Annotated in this window: 12 protein-coding genes; 9 read left to right on the top strand and 3 right to left on the bottom strand. The window is 71.5% G+C overall.

Annotation, left to right across the window (positions count from 1 at the left end; genetic code table 11):
* Together K8625_RS26160 and K8625_RS26155 are read right to left on the bottom strand one after the other, a co-directional pair.
* Positions 1-1,896, bottom strand: coding sequence for a ribonuclease R family protein (locus K8625_RS26160; protein ID WP_223784218.1), 1,896 nt, complete (start codon positions 1,894-1,896; stop codon positions 1-3).
* A gap of 189 nt (positions 1,897-2,085) precedes the next feature.
* Entirely contained in the window at positions 2,086-2,439 is a 354-nt protein-coding gene (locus tag K8625_RS26155; protein ID WP_223784217.1) for a hypothetical protein, read from the bottom strand.
* Positions 2,440-2,638: 199 nt separating this feature from the next.
* On the opposite strand from K8625_RS26155, the gene K8625_RS26150 reads away from it, so the two are divergent.
* From K8625_RS26150 to K8625_RS26115, 6 genes are all read left to right on the top strand, one after another.
* Positions 2,639-3,064 (top strand): helix-turn-helix domain-containing protein, encoded by a 426-nt coding sequence (locus K8625_RS26150; RefSeq protein WP_223749485.1) that lies wholly within the window; start codon positions 2,639-2,641, stop codon positions 3,062-3,064.
* Between the two features lie 77 nt (positions 3,065-3,141).
* Positions 3,142-5,691 (top strand): serine/threonine-protein kinase, encoded by a 2,550-nt coding sequence (locus K8625_RS43855; protein WP_255665980.1) that lies wholly within the window; start codon positions 3,142-3,144, stop codon positions 5,689-5,691.
* A 76-nt stretch (positions 5,692-5,767) separates the two neighbouring features.
* On the top strand, positions 5,768-6,469 hold the full coding sequence (locus K8625_RS26130) for a head GIN domain-containing protein (protein ID WP_223749486.1): 702 nt from the start codon (positions 5,768-5,770) through the stop codon (positions 6,467-6,469).
* Positions 6,470-6,616: 147 nt separating this feature from the next.
* A complete protein-coding gene (locus K8625_RS26125) occupies positions 6,617-8,080 on the top strand; it encodes a lipopolysaccharide assembly protein LapB (RefSeq protein ID WP_223749487.1) in 1,464 nt (487 codons plus the stop codon).
* 583 nt (positions 8,081-8,663) lie between these two features.
* Positions 8,664-9,869 (top strand): SRPBCC family protein, encoded by a 1,206-nt coding sequence (locus tag K8625_RS44250; protein WP_305070917.1) that lies wholly within the window; start codon positions 8,664-8,666, stop codon positions 9,867-9,869.
* 122 nt (positions 9,870-9,991) lie between these two features.
* Positions 9,992-11,464 carry a DUF4166 domain-containing protein gene (locus K8625_RS26115; RefSeq protein WP_223784216.1) on the top strand — a complete coding sequence of 491 codons (1,473 nt, stop codon included), beginning with the start codon at positions 9,992-9,994 and terminating at the stop codon, positions 11,462-11,464.
* On the opposite strand, the gene K8625_RS26110 is transcribed toward K8625_RS26115, so the two are convergent.
* Entirely contained in the window at positions 11,443-13,632 is a 2,190-nt protein-coding gene (locus K8625_RS26110) for a tenascin-X (RefSeq protein WP_223749489.1), read from the bottom strand. The two genes, K8625_RS26115 and K8625_RS26110, sit on opposite strands and share 22 nt — an antisense overlap.
* Before the next feature lie 462 nt (positions 13,633-14,094).
* Here K8625_RS26110 and K8625_RS26105 point away from each other — a divergent pair, with 462 nt between their 5' ends.
* The 3 genes from K8625_RS26105 (at position 14,095) to K8625_RS26095 (ending at position 16,992) form a co-directional block, all read left to right on the top strand.
* The gene (locus K8625_RS26105) at positions 14,095-14,385 is read left to right on the top strand and encodes a hypothetical protein (RefSeq protein WP_141325272.1); all 291 of its coding nucleotides are present in this window, start codon (positions 14,095-14,097) and stop codon (positions 14,383-14,385) included.
* Positions 14,386-14,406: 21 nt separating this feature from the next.
* Positions 14,407-14,703 carry a hypothetical protein gene (locus K8625_RS26100; RefSeq protein WP_141325271.1) on the top strand — a complete coding sequence of 99 codons (297 nt, stop codon included), beginning with the start codon at positions 14,407-14,409 and terminating at the stop codon, positions 14,701-14,703.
* A gap of 663 nt (positions 14,704-15,366) precedes the next feature.
* Positions 15,367-16,992 carry a serine/threonine-protein kinase gene (locus tag K8625_RS26095; RefSeq protein WP_255665979.1) on the top strand — a complete coding sequence of 542 codons (1,626 nt, stop codon included), beginning with the start codon at positions 15,367-15,369 and terminating at the stop codon, positions 16,990-16,992.
* Positions 16,993-17,000 lie beyond the last annotated feature (8 nt).

Raw genomic sequence — 17,000 nt, 5'->3', positions numbered from 1 at the left:
CTAACCGACGAGCGCCAGCTCCACGCGTCCGAGCTGCTCGTCGGTGGAGGCCACCTTCACCGTCACCGGCATGCCCACGGTGAAGGCGCGCTCCTTGCCCACCAGCGACAGCTCGCGCGCGTCCGGACGGAACGGGCCGCCGGGCAGTCCCTCCGCGGGGAGCGTCCCCTCCGCGAGCATGCCGTCGAGCTGCGCCACCAGGCCGAAGGGCTTCACGCGGACGATGCGCGCGGAGAACTCCTTGCCCACGTGGCCCGCCAGCCACCGCGCCTCCAGCACATGGTGCCGGTCCGTCTCCGCGCGGTTGGCCGAGCGCGCCCGCATGTTGATGTGCGCGGCGAGCGACTCCACCGTCGGGTCCTCGTCCAGGTAGTCGCGGCGCCCGTGCAGGTAGCCCTTCAGCGTGCGGTGCACCGCCAGGTCCGCGTACCGACGGATGGGCGAGGTGAAGTGCAGGTACAGGGGCGCCGCGAGGCCGAAGTGCGGCCCCGGCTTCACGGTGTAGCGCGACGGGCCCAGCGAGCGGCGCAGCACCGAGCGCAGCGCCGGCTCCGCGGCGGCGCCCACAATCTGCCGGTCGAACGCGGCCAGCGCGAGCGGCGTCAGCTCCCGTCCGAAGCCCGCGGCGAAGCCCGAGTGCTCCGCGAACGCGTTGAGGTCCGCGACCCGCTCCGGGTCCGGCTGCTCGTGCACGCGGAAGACACCGGGCAGGCCGCGCGCCAGCATCCACGTGGCGATGGCCTCGTTCGCCGCGACCATGAAGCGCTCAATCATCCCGTGCGCGGACGTGGGGCGCTCGGAGACGAGGCCGGAGACCGCGCCGGTGGACGCGTCGAAGGTGAACCGCGCTTCATCTCGCGCGAACTCCATGCCGCCGCGCGCGCCACGGGCCACGGCCAGTCGCGCCGAGGCCAGGCGGAACCACGGCATGACCTCGCGCACCGGCTCCATGGGCGGAGACACCTCGCCCCGGTCGAGGAAGGCGCCCACCTCGTCGTAGTTGAGCCGCGCCCAGGAGCGGATGACGCTCTCGTACACGTCCGCCGCCGTCACCCGGCCCTGCGGGTCGATGCGCAGCTCCACCGTGAGGCAGTGCCGCTCCTGTCCCGGCACCAGGCTCAGCCAGTCCGAAGACAGTGACTCGGGCAGCATCGGCAGCACGCGGCCCGCCATGTACACGCTGGTGGCGCGCTCACGGGCCTCCGCGTCGAGCACGGTGCCCTCCTTCACGCGCTCGGCCACGTCGGCGATGGAGACCAGCAGGCGCAGCGCGCCGTCGGGTCCTGCGGGCAGCACGGAGATGGCGTCGTCGATGTCCCGCGTGGACGGCGCGTCCACGGTGACGGTGGGCACGTCGCGCAAATCACGTCGGGAGCCCACGGCGTGGGGCACCTCGCGCGCGAGCCGCGCGTCCTCCAGGGCCTGCGGGGAGAAGTCCTTGCTCAGGCCATGGCGCGCGATGATGCGCTCGAGCGAGCGGTCCTCGCCGGCCTCGACCTTGTAGAGCAGCACGACCTTGCCGTCGGCGATGGAGGCGACCACCGCGTCGCCGTGCTGCACGCGGGTGGCGCCGGCGTCGAGCACCCAGTCCGCGTTGCCCACCTCGCGGTCGATGCGCAGGAACAGGGCGCCCTTGCGCGAGACGACCTCGCCATAGACGCGGGTGCGGGGGCGCTCCACCAGCGACAGGTGGCTCGCCGTCCAGCGGCCGTCCGCGGCGGCCGTCACGGTGCCGGTGACGATGTCGCCGGCGAAGAGCGGGTTGAGGTCCGGGGGCGGGATGAAGGCGGACAGCACCTCGTGCGAGCCCGGGGTCTGCACGGTGAGGAAGCCGAAGCCTCTCGGGTGGACATCGATGCGGCCGGTGACGGTGCGGGGAGAAACAGGAGTATCCATGGAACCTTGGAGCGCGTCTTAGCCCAGGTCCCAGCGGGGACGGGCGACACGGACGCGCGGAATGTGAAGTGGGAAGGGGGCGCTGTCCGGAGGCCGGCTCACGAGAGGAGCCTGGGCTCGCTGGGAACAGCGCGCGAAACACGATGAGAACGGTGGCCCGGACGCGGGGCGGCCCGTTCTCCTGACGCCCTAGTTCTTGGGCTCGTCGCGCATCGCCCGGCGCTGCTCGAACGAGCCGAACAGCGTCTCCACGAACTGCTTCGTGGAGAGACCCGGAGGCAGGCCGGGCGCGGGGCTGACCGACGCGTAGACCTCTTTTCCACCCTCCATGACCCGGAACGATGCCCCACTCCAGGCAAACAAGGTGACGTGGCCCTCCGGGTGGCGCGCCAGCTCCAGTTCACCTTCTTCGGGTCCCTCGCAGAAGACGTCGAGCCGGCCTCCAGGCTGGACGGTGAACGGCATCCCCTCGGGCTCCAGTTCCAGCTCCACGGGGAGGTCCCGCGTGTTCTCGAAGTCGAACCGCACCGTCTTCATCGCCATGCCCACTCGCTTTGCCGAAGCGTCACGCCTCGGTTTTCACACAGCCGCTCGCGCCAACACCACCCGCGCCGCATGGACACACATCACGGCACACCTTGGAAGTCTTCACGGTGGGTGCGTCCCGCGAGCGGCGCGGAGTAGGGTCGCCCCTTCGCGGTGGCGAGGGGGCCTCCGCGTCCTTCCTGACGACGGACGAAGAATGAAGACCGAGCTTGGAATCCATCTGGGCATGTCCGCGCGCACGGCCCGGAGGAACATGGGACTGACGCAGGCAGTGGTGGCCGAGCGGCTCGGCGTGGCCCGCGAGGTGTACGCGCGCCTGGAGCGCGGCCACATGCTCCCCAGCCTCCACACCCTCAAGGGCCTGTGCACCGTGCTGCGCGTGCCGCCCCATCAGCTGCTCGCCCTGGACGCGAGCATCGAGACACCCCCGGGTCGCAAGCGCCCTCCACCCACCCCGCGCGTCGAGTCCACCGCCCTGGTGGACCTCCGCAAGACGCTGCGCGGCCTGTCCCGCTCGGATTTGCGCCTGCTCAACGCCCTCGCCGCCACCCTTCCCGCAAGCCCTCCCCGCAGGCACGCCGCACCTGAACCCGACATCAAGAATTCGTTGAAGTCGGCGTGATGTCGATATTCGTGGACTTTTCTTCGACCGCGACTTTCGCGTCCGTCCGGGTGCCGGTGTAGATTCGGCGCCTTCCGATGAGTGGGACGACGCTGCCGCTCGCGCCGGATGCCTCCAGGGGCCGGTCGCTGGGCAAGTACGAGGTGCTCAGCCGCCTGTCCACGGGCGGGATGGCGGAGATCTTCCTCGCGTCGCAGCGTGGGCTCGCGGGCTTCCGCAAGCTGGTGGTGCTCAAGCAGATCCTGCCGGACATCCGGGGTGAGGAAGAGTTCATCCGGATGTTCCTGGACGAGGCCAAGGTCACGGCCGCGTTCAACCATCCGCACATCGCCCAGGTCTTCGACCTGGACATCGCCGAGGGCGAGCTGTTCCTGGCGATGGAGTTCGTGCCCGGGGCCACGCTGGTGGAGGTGGCGCGCGCGTGCCGGCAGGCCAACCACCCCATCCCCATGGGCTTCAGCCTGATGGCGGTGCGCGACACGGCCGTCGCGCTGCACTACGCGCACACCTTCACGGACCCGCTCGGCCACCCCTCGCCCGTCATCCACCGGGACGTGGCCGAGAAGAACATCATGGTGACGTACGAGGGCGTCACCAAGCTGTTGGACTTCGGCATCGCCAAGAGCCTGGCGCGCGCCAGCCGCACCGCGGTGGGCATGGTGAAGGGCACCAGCGGCTACATGTCGCCCGAGCAGATCATGGGCGACCCGCTGGACGCGCGCAGCGACCTTTTCAGCCTGGGCGTGGTGCTGCACGAGCTGCTCACCGGCATGCGGCTGTTCTACGCCAAGCAGGCCGAGGCGATGATGAACGCGGTGTTGAAGTGCGAGGTGACGCCGCCCTCTCGCTCCAACAAGCAGATACCGCCGGAGCTGGACGCCATCGTCCTGCGCGCGCTGTCGAGGCGGCGCGAGGACCGCTACGCCTCCACGCTGGAGTTCGCCCGCGCCCTGGAGCGCGCGGTGGGCCCGCTCATCTGGCACCCCGAGCAGAGCAGCGAGGTGATGCGCCGCCTCTTCGCCGACCGGCGCGAGCAGACCCGTCAGCTCCTCATCGCCGGCCCCGCCTCGGGCGACGTCACCGGCGAGACGAACGTCGCGCAGATGCTGGCCATGGGCGGCAGTCCCCCCACCGCGCCCGACGTCCCCGAGCCTCCCACCGTCAACACCACCTCCGGCCCCCCGGACTCGGCGCCGATGCCGCGTCGGGCCTCGGGGACGATTCCCACGGTGAAGTCGTCCGGCCCGCAGTCCAGCGCCCAGCCCACGCCGCGCCGGGCCACCACGACGGCGCTCCCCACGACGCCTCCACCGCCGCCGCCCCCGGACCCGGAGCCTCCTCGCAAGGCCGTGCTCCGGGCGCCGCCCCAGAAGAAGCTGGGCAGCCGGGGCGCCGGTCAGGAGCCCTCGCGTCCGCCGCCGCCCTCGGAGACGCTGCCCTCGCGGCCTCCCGACGATGAGACGCACACGGCCCGCACCCAGCCGGGGCGCCCCGCGCTGACGTCTCCCGGGCCCGCGCGCACGCCGCCTCCTCCTCCGCCGGCCGCGCTGACGACCTCGGGCCCCACGCGCTCCGCCGCGCCGTCCCCCGGGCCCGCGCGCACGCCGCCTCCTCCGCCCTCGCGCCCCTCGGCAGGGGACGACACCACGCTGCGCAACGACTCACGTCCCCGCTCCGGCCGGACGATGGAGGCCCCGCGCGCCCAGGTGCCCGCTCCGATGCCGCCCGCCCGGAACGAGGAGACCGCCATGGTCCGCGTGGCCTCGCTCTCCTCCTCCGACTCGGGCCCGTCCCGCCGCGCCCCGGCTCCTCGTCGCAGGACCCAGGCCCAGCTGCCCGCGTCCTTACAGACGCCGGACCCGAACCTGGAGGCCACCACCAAGCCCGCGCGCTCCTTCCAGGAGAACCGGCGGACCCCCCCACTCGCGGAGGCCGAGGACAACGACTCCCATGTCCACACGCTGAACGGCGTCTCCGCGGCGCGCTCCCGGGTCGGCCTCAAGGTCCTGGCCACCGTGCTGGTGCTGCTCGCGGTGGGGACCGCCGTGGTGGGACTGGGGCTCGACGGTGGAGTCGTCTCCAACCGGGTACGGCCCCTCCTGGGGCTCGCGCCCCGCGTGACGCCGCTGCCTCCGGAGCAGGTGAAGAAGCCCGCGCCCGCTCCCAAGGTGGAGAGCGCTCCCACCCAGGGTGCCCTCGCCGGCAGGCCCGTGGAGCCACCGCCCGAACCGGTGGGGCCCCCCGCTTCCGCGCCGGAAGAGGCCGCGCCGGAGGCTCCCGCCGAGACGGAGGTCGCGGACACCAACACCCCTGTGAGTGAGGAGAAGTCCTCGCCGCGCGCCAAGGCGCCGCGCACCCCCAACAAGCGCGCCCAGCCCCGGGACTCCGCTCCCCTGGCCACCGGCGAGCCGGGCTTCCTCACGCTGAGCACCGAGCCCCAGGCCCAGGTGTTCCTGGGCGGGCAGTTGCTGGGGGAGACGCCGCTGTTCAAGGTGAACGTGCCCTCGGGCAAGCACACCCTGAAGCTGGTGGACGAGGAAGGCAGGGCACTCAAGCTGACGGTCGAAATCAAGCCCGGCGACACCACCTCCATGAGGGTGCCGCTCGAGATGTTGTCCCGTCAGTAGCAATCGTTCCCGGCATGGTGCGTAGCCCGGCATGACGGGGCCCCTGCCGGGCTCCACGGCCCTTTGGGAGCACGCCATGAAGACCGCCCGGATGTCCCTGCTCGTCCCCCTGATGATGTTCGCCGGAGCCGCCTGGGCCGGGGACGCGCAGACGCGGGACGTCCCCGACTTCCACAGCATCGAGGTGGGCCACGGCATCAAGGCCGAGCTCAAGGTGGGCCCCAAGTCCGTGCGCGTCGAGGGCCCCGCGGACCTGCTGTCCCGCCTGGAGCTCGAGGTGGAGGACGGCGAGCTCGCCACGAAGGTGGAGCGCAAGGGCCTCCGCGACGCGTTCAACGGCGGCAAGGTTCGCCTCTTCATCACCGTGCCGCGGCTGGAGGAGGTCTCCGTCAGCGGCGGCGGCTCGGCGCAGGGTGAGGTGGCCACCTCGGAGGACTTCTCCATCGAGGCCAGCGGCGGCGCCACCATCGACCTGCGGGGCATCGACACGCGCAAGCTGGACCTGGAGGCCAGCGGCGGGGGCACCGTCCAGCTGGAGGGGCGCGCGAAGCAGCTGGACATCGAGGCCAGCGGCGGGGCGGTGGTCAAGGCGATGAAGCTCGCGGGCCTGAAGGATTTGGAGGTGGAGGCCAGCGGCGGCGCGCAGGTGGAGGCGGACCCGTCAGAGAGCCTTGAGGTCCAGGCCAGCGGCGGCACCACCGTGAAGTGCGTCTCCCGTCCCGACCGCACCCAGGTCCAGGCCAGCGGCGGCAGCCGCGTCCTCTACGCGAAGGACTGAGGCACGGCGGGCCTTGCGCCCGCACGAAGCGCGGCGTCTTCCACCTGGGTAGGGAAGGACACTCCCACCTGGGAAGAGGGCCACCTTGCTCCGACGGGGCGGGGCCGATTGGAATGCGGCCTCCCCCACCCCCGGAGAAGCCGCGCCATGACGGACCCGATTCCTCCACCTTCCTCGCAGGGCACCTCGGGACGCAGAGCCGCGGTGTGGAGTGGCGTGGGGCTGGCGGTGGCGCTGGCCGCGGGAGGCGCGCTCTATGTCCGGAGCGCCCGCGCGCCGAGCCCCGCGCATGACGAGCACGGGCCGCATGACGGGCATGCGCACCCGGAGCTCCCCGCGCCCAAGGGCCCGCGCGCCGTGAAGTACACCGCGTCGCCGGAGGTCCTCCGCCACACGGACCGGGCCGCGCGCTTCGCCGCCAGTGGTGACTCGAAGAAGGCCCGCGAGTCGCTCGGCGAGGCGACGATGCTCGCCCCGAGCTTCGCGCCCGCGCTGCTGGTGCACGTGTGTCTGGCGCTGCAGGAGGGCAATGACCCGGAAGCCGCCGAGGTCCTGGAGCGCCTGAAGGCCGAGGCCCCTGGGAGCCCCGAGGTGGCGCTGCTGGAGGCGCTGCGTGAGCGACGGCGCGCGCCCGACGCCGGCACCTGGCAGCAGGCCTTCCGCGACGCGTGGGACAAGCTGGGCCGTCCCGACTTCCGGCAGAGCGAGCTGTTGCCGGGAGCCACGCCCCTGCCGCCGGACCCGGCCCTGGCGGACTGGGAGAAGGCCGCGTGGGCGCGCGCCACGTCCGACGACACCCGGCTGAGGCTGGCGCTGGCCATGCGCAAGCTGGAGCCGGAGCAGGCCCTGTTCCTCTTGAACCAGGTGCCCCGGCTGGAGGACCCGGACCTCTACGTGGCGGTGCGGGACGCGCTGCGCGGCGAGGCGCTGCCGGAGTCCGAGTACGAGCGGGCGCGGACCGTCTTCCGCGAGAAGCTGGAGGCGCTGGTCCGGGCGCACCCGCGCTCGATGCAGCTCCAGCTGCTGCTGCTGCTGGGTGACACGGAGTCCGGCAGCGAGCTGACGGCGGCGGAGATCGACGCGCTGGAGAAGCTGTCCACGCTGCCGGCCTGGCGGGAGACGTCCTTCCACGACGGCTACGTGCGCTCGCGCGAGCTGCTGCGCGAGGTGGGGGTGCCGGACGCCAGCGCGGCGGCGATGGCGGTGTCCAAGCGCGTGCTGGGCGAGCGGGGCACGTGGATCCTGCGCACGCGCAACGTGGGCACGCGGGGCTCGCTGTCAGCCGAGGGGCTCAAGCGCCTGGGTCGCATCACCCGGGACATCGGCGCCAGCCTGGTGCGGCAGCCCACGTTGGTGGAGCGGATGGCGGGCTTCCAGCTGGTGCGCGGCGGGGCGCAGGACATGGGGGACGAGGCGGGCCGGGCGCTGACGCTGAAGCAAATCGAGGCGCTGGAGCAGACCCTGAAGACGTTCAACCAGACGGCGCTGGAGCGCTGGCCGGTGGCGGCGTTGACGGAGGAGCTGCTGATGGAAATCACCCGCGACGAGGTGACCTGGCTGGAGGCCTTCGTGGCGAAGGCGCCCGCGGGCACGGCGAAGGCGCGGCCGTAGGCAGGGACGAGGTGACTCGGGCCCCAGGGAAATCTCTTCCCCCCGGGGCCCGAGCAGACCCCCCACACTGCAACGGAGCCGCCGCACGCCGGACCTCCAAGGTCGTCCGGGCAACCGCACTCCTTCCACACCAGCGCCGGAACCCAGGGGGGCATTTCCGGTCAGGCCTCGCGTGGGCAAGGTGGAACACGTCCACGTCTTTCAACGCAACGATGGGGCGAAGAATATCGGGTACGCGCGGCATGTCCACCCGCAGGGTCGGTGACGCGGGGGGTGTCGTGTCAGGACGGGCGCTGAACGGGCCCTCGTTCACCATCCGTCCGGGAAAATCGCGCGGAGACCCCAGGTCGGCGATTGACAGCGGGCCCGGACCCTCTCTGGCGACGCGGGTCGCGGACCGCCGACACCTGAAGCGCCGTTCATGACGCGCCGGCACGGAGCCCGGGTGAAGGCCGCCCACACCCAGAAGCGTTGTGGAGAAGTTGGGGATGACAACGCCCGTTGTCGGCGCTGTCCACGGCGTTGACGGACCTTCGCTTTGAATCCTCTGAATCCCTGACGTTTCCGAGGTTTGCGAGGGCGGGTGGCCCTGGTCACGGCGTTGCACCGGGGCGTGGGCATGCACGTCGCCTTCTACCTGCTGCTCGTCATCGGATTGTTGGGAGCCTTCGACGTCGTCTACTTCCACCACTGGCGCGGCCGGCTGCACGAGCGCGCCGAGTGCCAGCGGGAGGTCTTCTGGCACACGGCGCGGCACCTCATCTACGCGCTGCAGTTCCTCTGGGTGCCGCACGTGCGCTTCCAGGGGTGGGCGCTGGGGGCGCTGGTCGTGCTGTATGCGGCGGACGTCGGGGTCGCCTTCGCGGACGTCTGGGAGGAGAACGACAGCCGCGCGCCGCAGGGGGGCCTGCCCCGGGGGGAGTACTTCGCGCACGTGGTGTTGAGCGTGCTGGTGGGGCTGTACCTCATGGCCACGTTCCAGGCGGTGTGGGGGGACCGGCTGCTGCCCACGGGGGTGCGGTGGGAGCCTGCCGACGTGCCGGTGGCGCTGCGCGCGCTGATGACGGTGATGGGGGTGACGGCGCTCATCACCTTCACCCGGGACGCGGGCCGGTGGTGGGCGATGCGTCGAGCCACGGGGGTGCCAACGCGTCGACCTGCGCTCCAAAGGATTGTCGCGGAGGTGCTCATCCCCGCGCCGGTGGAGGTGGTGTGGGAGCGGACGCAGGAGCCGGCGCTGCATGTGGCCTGGGACGTGCGCTTCACCTCCATCCGGTATCTGCCGGAGCAGGACGCGCGGGGGTTCCACTGGATGGACTACCGGACGCACCTGGGCTTCGGGCTCGAAATCGTGGGGTGGGGGCGCTACCTGGCGAACACGCCGAACGTGCGCTCGACGTTCGAGTTCGGCTCGGAGGACTGGCGCAGCCCCATCCTGCGGGGGCGCGGGGTGTGGCTGTACGAGCGCCGTCCCGAGGGGACGTTCTTCAAGACGGTGTTCGACTACCAGACGCGGCATGGGGTGCTGGGCGAGGTGCTCGATGCGGTGCTCTTCCGTCCCATCATGCGGCTGGGGACGGAGTGGGGATTCGAGACGCTGCGGCGGTGGTGCGCGGGAGATGAACAGGCCACGAAGCGAGGGCGTTCGCGGTGGCGGTTCGCGCTGTTCGTGCTCGCGCGGACGCTGGGCAGGCAGCCTGCGCCGGACGCGGCGCGGAGCTGGCTGGGTGGGGGGGCGCGTGGCACGGCGCCGGCTCCGGGGGCGCGCCTGGTGGAGGTGTCGCCGTGAGCGTGGGAGCCAGGACGTTCGAGGCGCGGGTGGCGAGTCTGGCGCGTCACGCCGACGCCCGTGAGCCGATGAGAGAGGGGGCGCTCCGGGCAGCGGCGGCTCTCGCGGAGGCACGCGAAGCCATGCCTCATGCCACGGAGGCCACGTCGCGAGAAGGCGCGCTCCAAGCGGCGGCGATTGCCGAGGCACGCGAAGTGCTGTCTCATGCCATGGGAGCAGCCTCGTGGAAGGACACGTTCCACGAGGAGGAGCTCGACGAGGCGCGTGACGCTCTCCCCCACTCGTCGCTTGAGGCACTGCACGGCTTCGTCCTGCGTCAGCGCGCCTGTCGACTGTCGCTCGGGCTGCTCGCGGACTTCTACCGGGTGAATCCATGCCGCATGGCCCAGGTGCACCTGCTCGCGGCCAGCGCCGTGACGCTGGGCCGCTTCTGGGGCGTGTCCGAGCCCTTCGCCCGTCTGGGCGCCGCGGTCATGCCGGTGGATGAGACCGGGCTGCCTCGCACGCCGGAGTGGAGCGCCTATGCGAGCGCATGCGCCGAGGGCCTGCCGATGGAGGTGCGCGACGAGCGATGGATTGAAGCCCACATGGTCGATGTCGCGCGCGGACGCGAGCTCGGTCATGAGGCGGCGTTCCTCGAGGAGGCTCGAGCCCATGAGCGCGAGCCGCTGTGGCGTCTGCTCGTCCAGCACGTGGAGATGACGCTGGGCGCGCGCTTCTTCGACCAGCACGCGCTGGCGGGCGCGGTGCCCGGGGAGAGCGCCATCGCGCACGGGCTCGCGCTCTCGGTGGTGCGGCTGACGAGCGCGGGCTGGGTGCTCCTGCGTCACTACGCCTGGGCCACGCTGCGCGCGCTGTGCCTGCCGCGCTGGCATCGGGACCCGGGCCTCGTCGGCGAGCGCCGCGCGGCGTGGCTGCTGCTCTCGAGCTTCCTCACCGCGTGGACGGCGGCGGGAGTGTACCGGCGGGGCGTGAAGGCGCTGCATCGGGGACAGCGCACGAGACCCTCGGATGCCTGGTCCCTGCTCGCGAGCGCGATGGGCCCGGAGGTGTCCCGCGTGGACGAGCGGGTCATCCGCTTCTACGCCAACCCGGGCGCCTGGAACGTGCGCGCCTCGGTGACGTTCTCCTCGCGCACCGCGCGGGTGTTGGCCTGGGTCGCGACGCGACTGTCGGGCCAGGGCCTCTTCGAGCACGGGGCACGCACGTTCCCCGGACGCTTCCGGACCTTCCGCCGCGCCGATGGCTCGATGCACTTCGTCCGCGAGCTGTACTGCGACGGAGCCCTGCGCAGCTTCGACTCGGACTTCGTCCTGCGAGGCAACCAGCTCCACGAGGTCTTCGTCGAGCACGGCCTCGACCTGGCGCTGGACGTGTCGGTGCTCGACGACGGCGGCATCCGGCTGCGAGGCGGCACGCTGCGGTGGCACGGGCTGGTGCTGCCCCCCGTGGGACGCGGCGTGGAGTTCCGCATCCTCCCCTCACGCGTGGACCCCACCCGCGTGGACATCATCGGCACCTTCCGCTGGAGCTCGTCGTCCCGCGCGCCCCTGGGACGCATCCACTACGAGGCTCAGTGGGCCGCGCCCTCGTGATGGTCGTGTCCCGGCCCACCAAAGGTCCCGGGCCAGGGCTCGTTCGCGGGCAGCAATCCCGGCATCGGGAAGCGCTGGAAGCGCGCCTGGCTGGAGGCGAACGGCGGGTCGCACTCGCCGCACGTCTCGGCCCCATCCATCATCAGCAGCGCGCCCGGCGCCAGCTCCAGCAACTGGGGCATGGTGCGCGCCTGGTAGTCCAACCGGCACTGGAACGCCTCGCTGCCGTCGGAGACCCGCACGCCCACGAGCAGCTGCGCGTCGTCCGCATCCGTCGCCGTGGTGAGCACCAGCGTCCTCGGTGGCAGCCCCGGCGTCTCCGGCCACGTCGCCAGCCGCAGCTCCTTCGTGGTGAGCGACTGTCCCGAGCGAAGCGAGTACGTCCACACGGGGCTCAGTGACGGCAGCGCGAAGCCCCGCAGCTGCGTGGGCGCGGGCGCGTTGCCCTCGTCGCCGACATTCACCGTCGTGCCCGGCGCGCTCGGCACCAGTCGCTCGCGCGTGGCCACCACGCGGCCGAAGACCTGCGGAATCGTCCCCGCCACCGAGCCATCCGCCGTGCGCAGCGCCTGCCCGCCCCGCTCCGCGAAGAGCAGCCCGTCGACCACCGCCAGCTCTCCGGCGCGCTGCCCCTGGGACTTGCGCCAGCGCGGCACCCCGTCCGACGAGAACGCCATCAACAACGAGGGCGCGCCCGCATGCAGCGGCGCCCCCACGTTCAGCGTCTGCGAGAAGGACACATACAAATCCCCCGCCGCGTCGGACACGACGCCGAACGGGTGCGGGTGGTTGCACTCGGACAACAGCGGGTCCGTCAGCTCCTGCGCGGACACCATCTGTCCGAACGCGTCCAACACCACCAGGAAGTACATGCGGCACAACGTCTCGCGCCGCTCCCCCGCGGGATACGCCTCGAAGAGCGCCGCCAGCCGGTCCGGCGCCATCACCGCCAGCCGCGCCAGGAAGAGCGTCTCCGTGCGCTGACGGATGTCCGGCCGCGCGTCCCCCAGCGTGAAGGTCCACCGAGGCACCCCCGTGTACCGCTCCATCAGCGACACCGTGCCGTCCTCGGGCAAATCCATGCACAACAGCCGGTCATTCCACAGCATGCACCGCCGGGCCGCGTCCCGGCTCAGCATGGGCGTCGGCGCCGCCGCGTCCAGCAGCGCCGACTCGTAGAAGCCCGACAGCGTCACGTCCCCCTCGGGCCCCACCAGCAAATCATGCAGGTTGCGCGGGTACGCCGCCGCGTCGAGGCTCCAGTCCGGCGCCAGCGTCACCGCGGCGGGGCGCTCGCACACGGGCCCGCGACACCGGCCCTCCGCCTGACACGGACTGGCCGACGCGCAGACGAAGCCGTCCGGCAAGTCCCTCCGCGCGCACGCGCCCTCGATGCACACGTCCGCCGCGTCGCAGCCGCGCTCCGTCCCGCAGAAGGTGCCATCGGGCGCATCCGCCAGGCCGCACCCGAGCTTCGGGTCGCACGTGCCCACCTGGCACGGCCCACCCCCGGGACACGGCGGCGCCGGGACCGAGCGGCACCCATCCAGCGCATGGCACGCATCCGTGGTGCACGCGTTGCCGTCGTCACACGGCCGCTCCTGCCCTCGACACCGCCCCTGCTGACAGGTGGCCATGGTGAGACACGCGCTGCCCGGGTTGCACGCGGTGCCGTCCGGCGACACCGTCTCCACGCAGCGCTCGGTGACGGGGTCGAACGTCGAGGTCGCGCAGACCACCGGGACACAGTCGGGCGTCGGCCGCGCCTCGCCCGCCAGCACCAGCTCCACGCGTCCTCCATCCGACGCGGTGCCCACCAGCCGCGACTCGAACGTGCCGATGGCCCGGGGACCGAAGCGCACCCGCACGGGCACCTCCTCCATCCCCACGCGCGAGGGCAGCCCCTCCACCAGCGAGAACGGGGCCTCCACCGCGGTCCATGTCACGTCCAGCGGCGCGCGCCCCGCGTTGAGCACGCGCACCTCCGCCTCACGCGTGCCACCCGGATACGCGAAGGGAAAGTCGAGCCGGTCGACGGACAACCGCAGCCGACCCTGCGCGCCCACCAGCGACGGGTCCTCGCGGCACGCGACAAGCCCCGTGCCCAACACCACCGCCATCACGATGACGGCCCACCCCGCCCCGCCTGTGCTCGTCGCGCGCGCCATGGGTGCCTCCCGGACTCCAGCCCTCCGCGTATAGCCCCGGGCTCCCCGTGATGCGAGGGGTGAGCACCTCGCGCCTGTCCGCCATCGCCTCCCACGCGGCCCGCGCGTTTCGGCTGCTGAACGCTCGCGTCACGGCGCGCTCACGCCAGCACGTGGCGACACACGTTCCCTGCGTGACGACTTCCAGGACCTCCCCAGGGCCCTCACCGGACACCGCGGCGGACGCCGCGCCACCAGCACCCTGAAGTCGCAAGCTCGCCGCAGAGATGAACGTCGGACGGAATCCTCATCCACTCGGGTAATGGAAGCCGGTGGAGGCCCGGAAGGCGCGCCTTCCCGAAGACACTTCAGACCGCGGCCACGAACACCCTGTGATTTTTTCAGACGGTCGCGGCCGACCCACTCCAACCGCGCGGAATGGTTGGATCCAGGAAAGGTACGGTTCTCGCAATCGGCGCCGGCATGACCTCCGTCGCCGACACGGGCTCTACGTCCTCCCAGGCCTTCACCGTGCTCATCCCACGCAGCCTGCAAGGCACCGTGGACGGGCTGACGCCCAAGACGCGGCAGGCGCTGCTGTCGGAGCTCTTCCGCATGGCCGCGCTGGCGCACCAGGAGCGCGGCCTTTTGCCCGCGTCGGAGCCGTATGCGCTGAACCTGGACTTCGACGAGTGCCACGTCACCGTGGAGATGGACCCGTCCCGTGCCCGGCTGACCCTGGCCGGGCTCTCCCGGGCTCGAGCGCTGGGCTGAGCCCGGCGATGCGTGGAAGCAATGTCTCGACGGGCCGGCTACGAAGAATCCTGGGACCTGACCTATCTGGTCGAGCAGCTGCGCGAGCTCATCAGCCGCGACCTGCAGCTGGATGACGCGCTCGGCGAGGAGCTGGAGGACACCCTCGCGCGCCTCGTGCTGCGCAACCAGCGGCTGCGCATGCTCCAGCGGATGGTGAACGCGGAGCGCTCGGCCGAGGACCTCGAAATCCTCCGCAATGCCCTGGAGCACACGGACCGTGAACTGCTCACGGCCCTGCCCGGCCTCCTCGAGCGTCTGCGCGCCGCGCTGACCTGAGCGTCCAAGGCCCAAGGCCCCCAGCGCCTGCTGGCGCCCTGTTCCGACCTGGGAAGCTCCCGGTGTGCCCGCGAAGGCCCGGCGCGCGCCCCAGGGCCCTCCACGGCCGCCTGGCGAGGCCTGCCGGCGTGGGCTCCTGATGGCTTCGCGCCTGGAGGCCCGCGTGCCGCCGTGGGCGCCGCCCGCGTGCCCGGATGCCAGGGTGTTACAGCCGTGTGGCGCTCATCCACAGGCGCAAGTCACAGGCACCGTCTGCTTCTTCAAAAGGGATATGGGGTATTGATCAAGTGGTGGAAGAAGTAGAGGGCACGGAGTTGGGGACAAGTCAGCAAGCTCTCGGGATCACTGACGAATTCGCGCGATGCTACATGTGGGTAAATTGGCGGTTTCCCCCGGCCACCCACAGGGGTTGATCCACGCCGGGGTTTCTCCACAGCCATCCCCCCGCTGTCCACAGGCCATCCACAGGTTCGTGGTGGATGACGGGAAGACGGTGGGTGACGGCGTGTTCTCACCGCAGGTCCGCGCCATACAAGCCTGTTATCCTCGGCGGCGTTGCGGCTCCGGTGGCGGGGCGCTGGCGAGGAGGGTTGACCCATCGATTTCTATCGGGGCGAGCGCATCGGGAAGTATGAGGTCGTCACGCAGCTGTCCGTGGGTGGCATGGCCGAGCTGTTCCTCGGCTTCACCTCGGGTCCGGGTGGCTTCCGCAAGTACGTGGTGGTGAAGCGCATCCTGCCGGACGCTCGGGACAACGAGCAGTTCGAGCGGATGTTCCTGGACGAGGCGCGCATCACCGCGGCCTTCAACCACCCGAACATCGCGCAGGTGTTCGACCTGGGGCAGGAGGAGGACGGCCTCTTCCTGGCGATGGAGTTCATCGCCGGGCAGAACCTGAACCAGATAACGAGCGCGTGCCTGCGCCACCATCGCCCGGTGCCGCTGGGCTTCACGCTGTCGGTGGCGCGCGACGTCTGCATGGCGCTGCACTACGCGCACACCTTCACCGCGCCCTCGGGCGAGCCCAGCCCCGTCATCCACCGCGACGTCGCCCAGAAGAACATCATGGTGACGTACGACGGCATGGTGAAGCTGCTCGACTTCGGCATCGCCAAGGCGAAGAACAGCCTGGAGCGCACGCACGCGGGCACGGTGAAGGGCACCACCGGCTACATGTCCCCGGAGCAGGTGCGCGGCGAGAAGCTGGATGGGCGCAGCGACCTGTTCTCCGTGGGGGTGATGCTGCACGAGATGCTCACCGGCGCGCGCCTGTTCGCGGGCAGGACGGAGCGCGACGAGATGATGAAGATCCTCGAGGCGCCCATCCCCTGGCCCTCGCACGTCACGCCGCACGTGTCGGAGCAGATCTCCAAGGTGGTGATGCAGGCGCTGGAGCGCAGCCGTGAGAAGCGCTTCGCCAACGGGCGGGACATGGCGCGGGCGCTGGAGGCGGCGGCGGGGACGCTGATGCAGGACGCGGAGCATCGCGCCACCCTGATGAAGGAGATGTTCGCGGAGCGGATGGCGGCCACGCGCGCGCTGCTGGAGAGCGTGGACGGCACGGCCAGCTCGCTCATGGTGGACTCCGCGAAGCGCGCCCTGCGCGGGGATGACGGGCCGTACCTGCCGGTGCGCGAGGAGATGGCCACGCCCCGGTCGGGCAACACGCCGATGAAGGGCGGCAAGAAGCCCTCGCGCAAGGTGTCGACGGTGAAGACCGAGGCGCCGCCGCCGCTGGACGGTGACGAGCTCACGCCCGCGCAGAAGCTCCGGTCCAATGTGCTCTGGGGGCTGGTGCTGCTGAGCATCCTCGGCGGAGGCATCTATGGCGCGGTGAAGCTGAGCCGCGCGCTGGATGACTCGGCGACGATGGTGCCCGTGCGGGAGGAGGAGCCGCAGGACGCCAGGCTGCGTCCCATCCAGCCCGGGGCCATGCTGGGGAACCTGGGGCCGGGCCCCGATGAACCTGTTCCAGGAGCGAAGCCGGAGCCCGCGCCGAGGAACGTCGGCGCGCAGGGGGAGCCGCCGGACGAGGGCTCGAAGCCGGAGCGCACCAGGCCCTCGCGAGCCACGGGCAAGCTGACCTTCAACATCACGGGGCAGTCGGCGCCCGTGTATCTGGGAGGCAAGAAGCTCGGCGTGACGCCGCTCTTGGGGGTCTCCGTGCCGGTGGGCAAGCACACGCTGAGAATCGTCGACCCCCAGGGCAAGTCGCGCTCCCTGCCCGTGGTCATCAGCGCCGGGGAGACGACGGTGAGCAAATTCGAGAGCTGGCAGGACCTGCCCTGAGGGGTGTG

Source organism: Myxococcus sp. AS-1-15, assembly GCF_020037055.1.
Taxonomy (GTDB): domain Bacteria; phylum Myxococcota; class Myxococcia; order Myxococcales; family Myxococcaceae; genus Myxococcus; species Myxococcus fulvus.
This window is presented reverse-complemented; position numbering and strand designations above follow the sequence as displayed.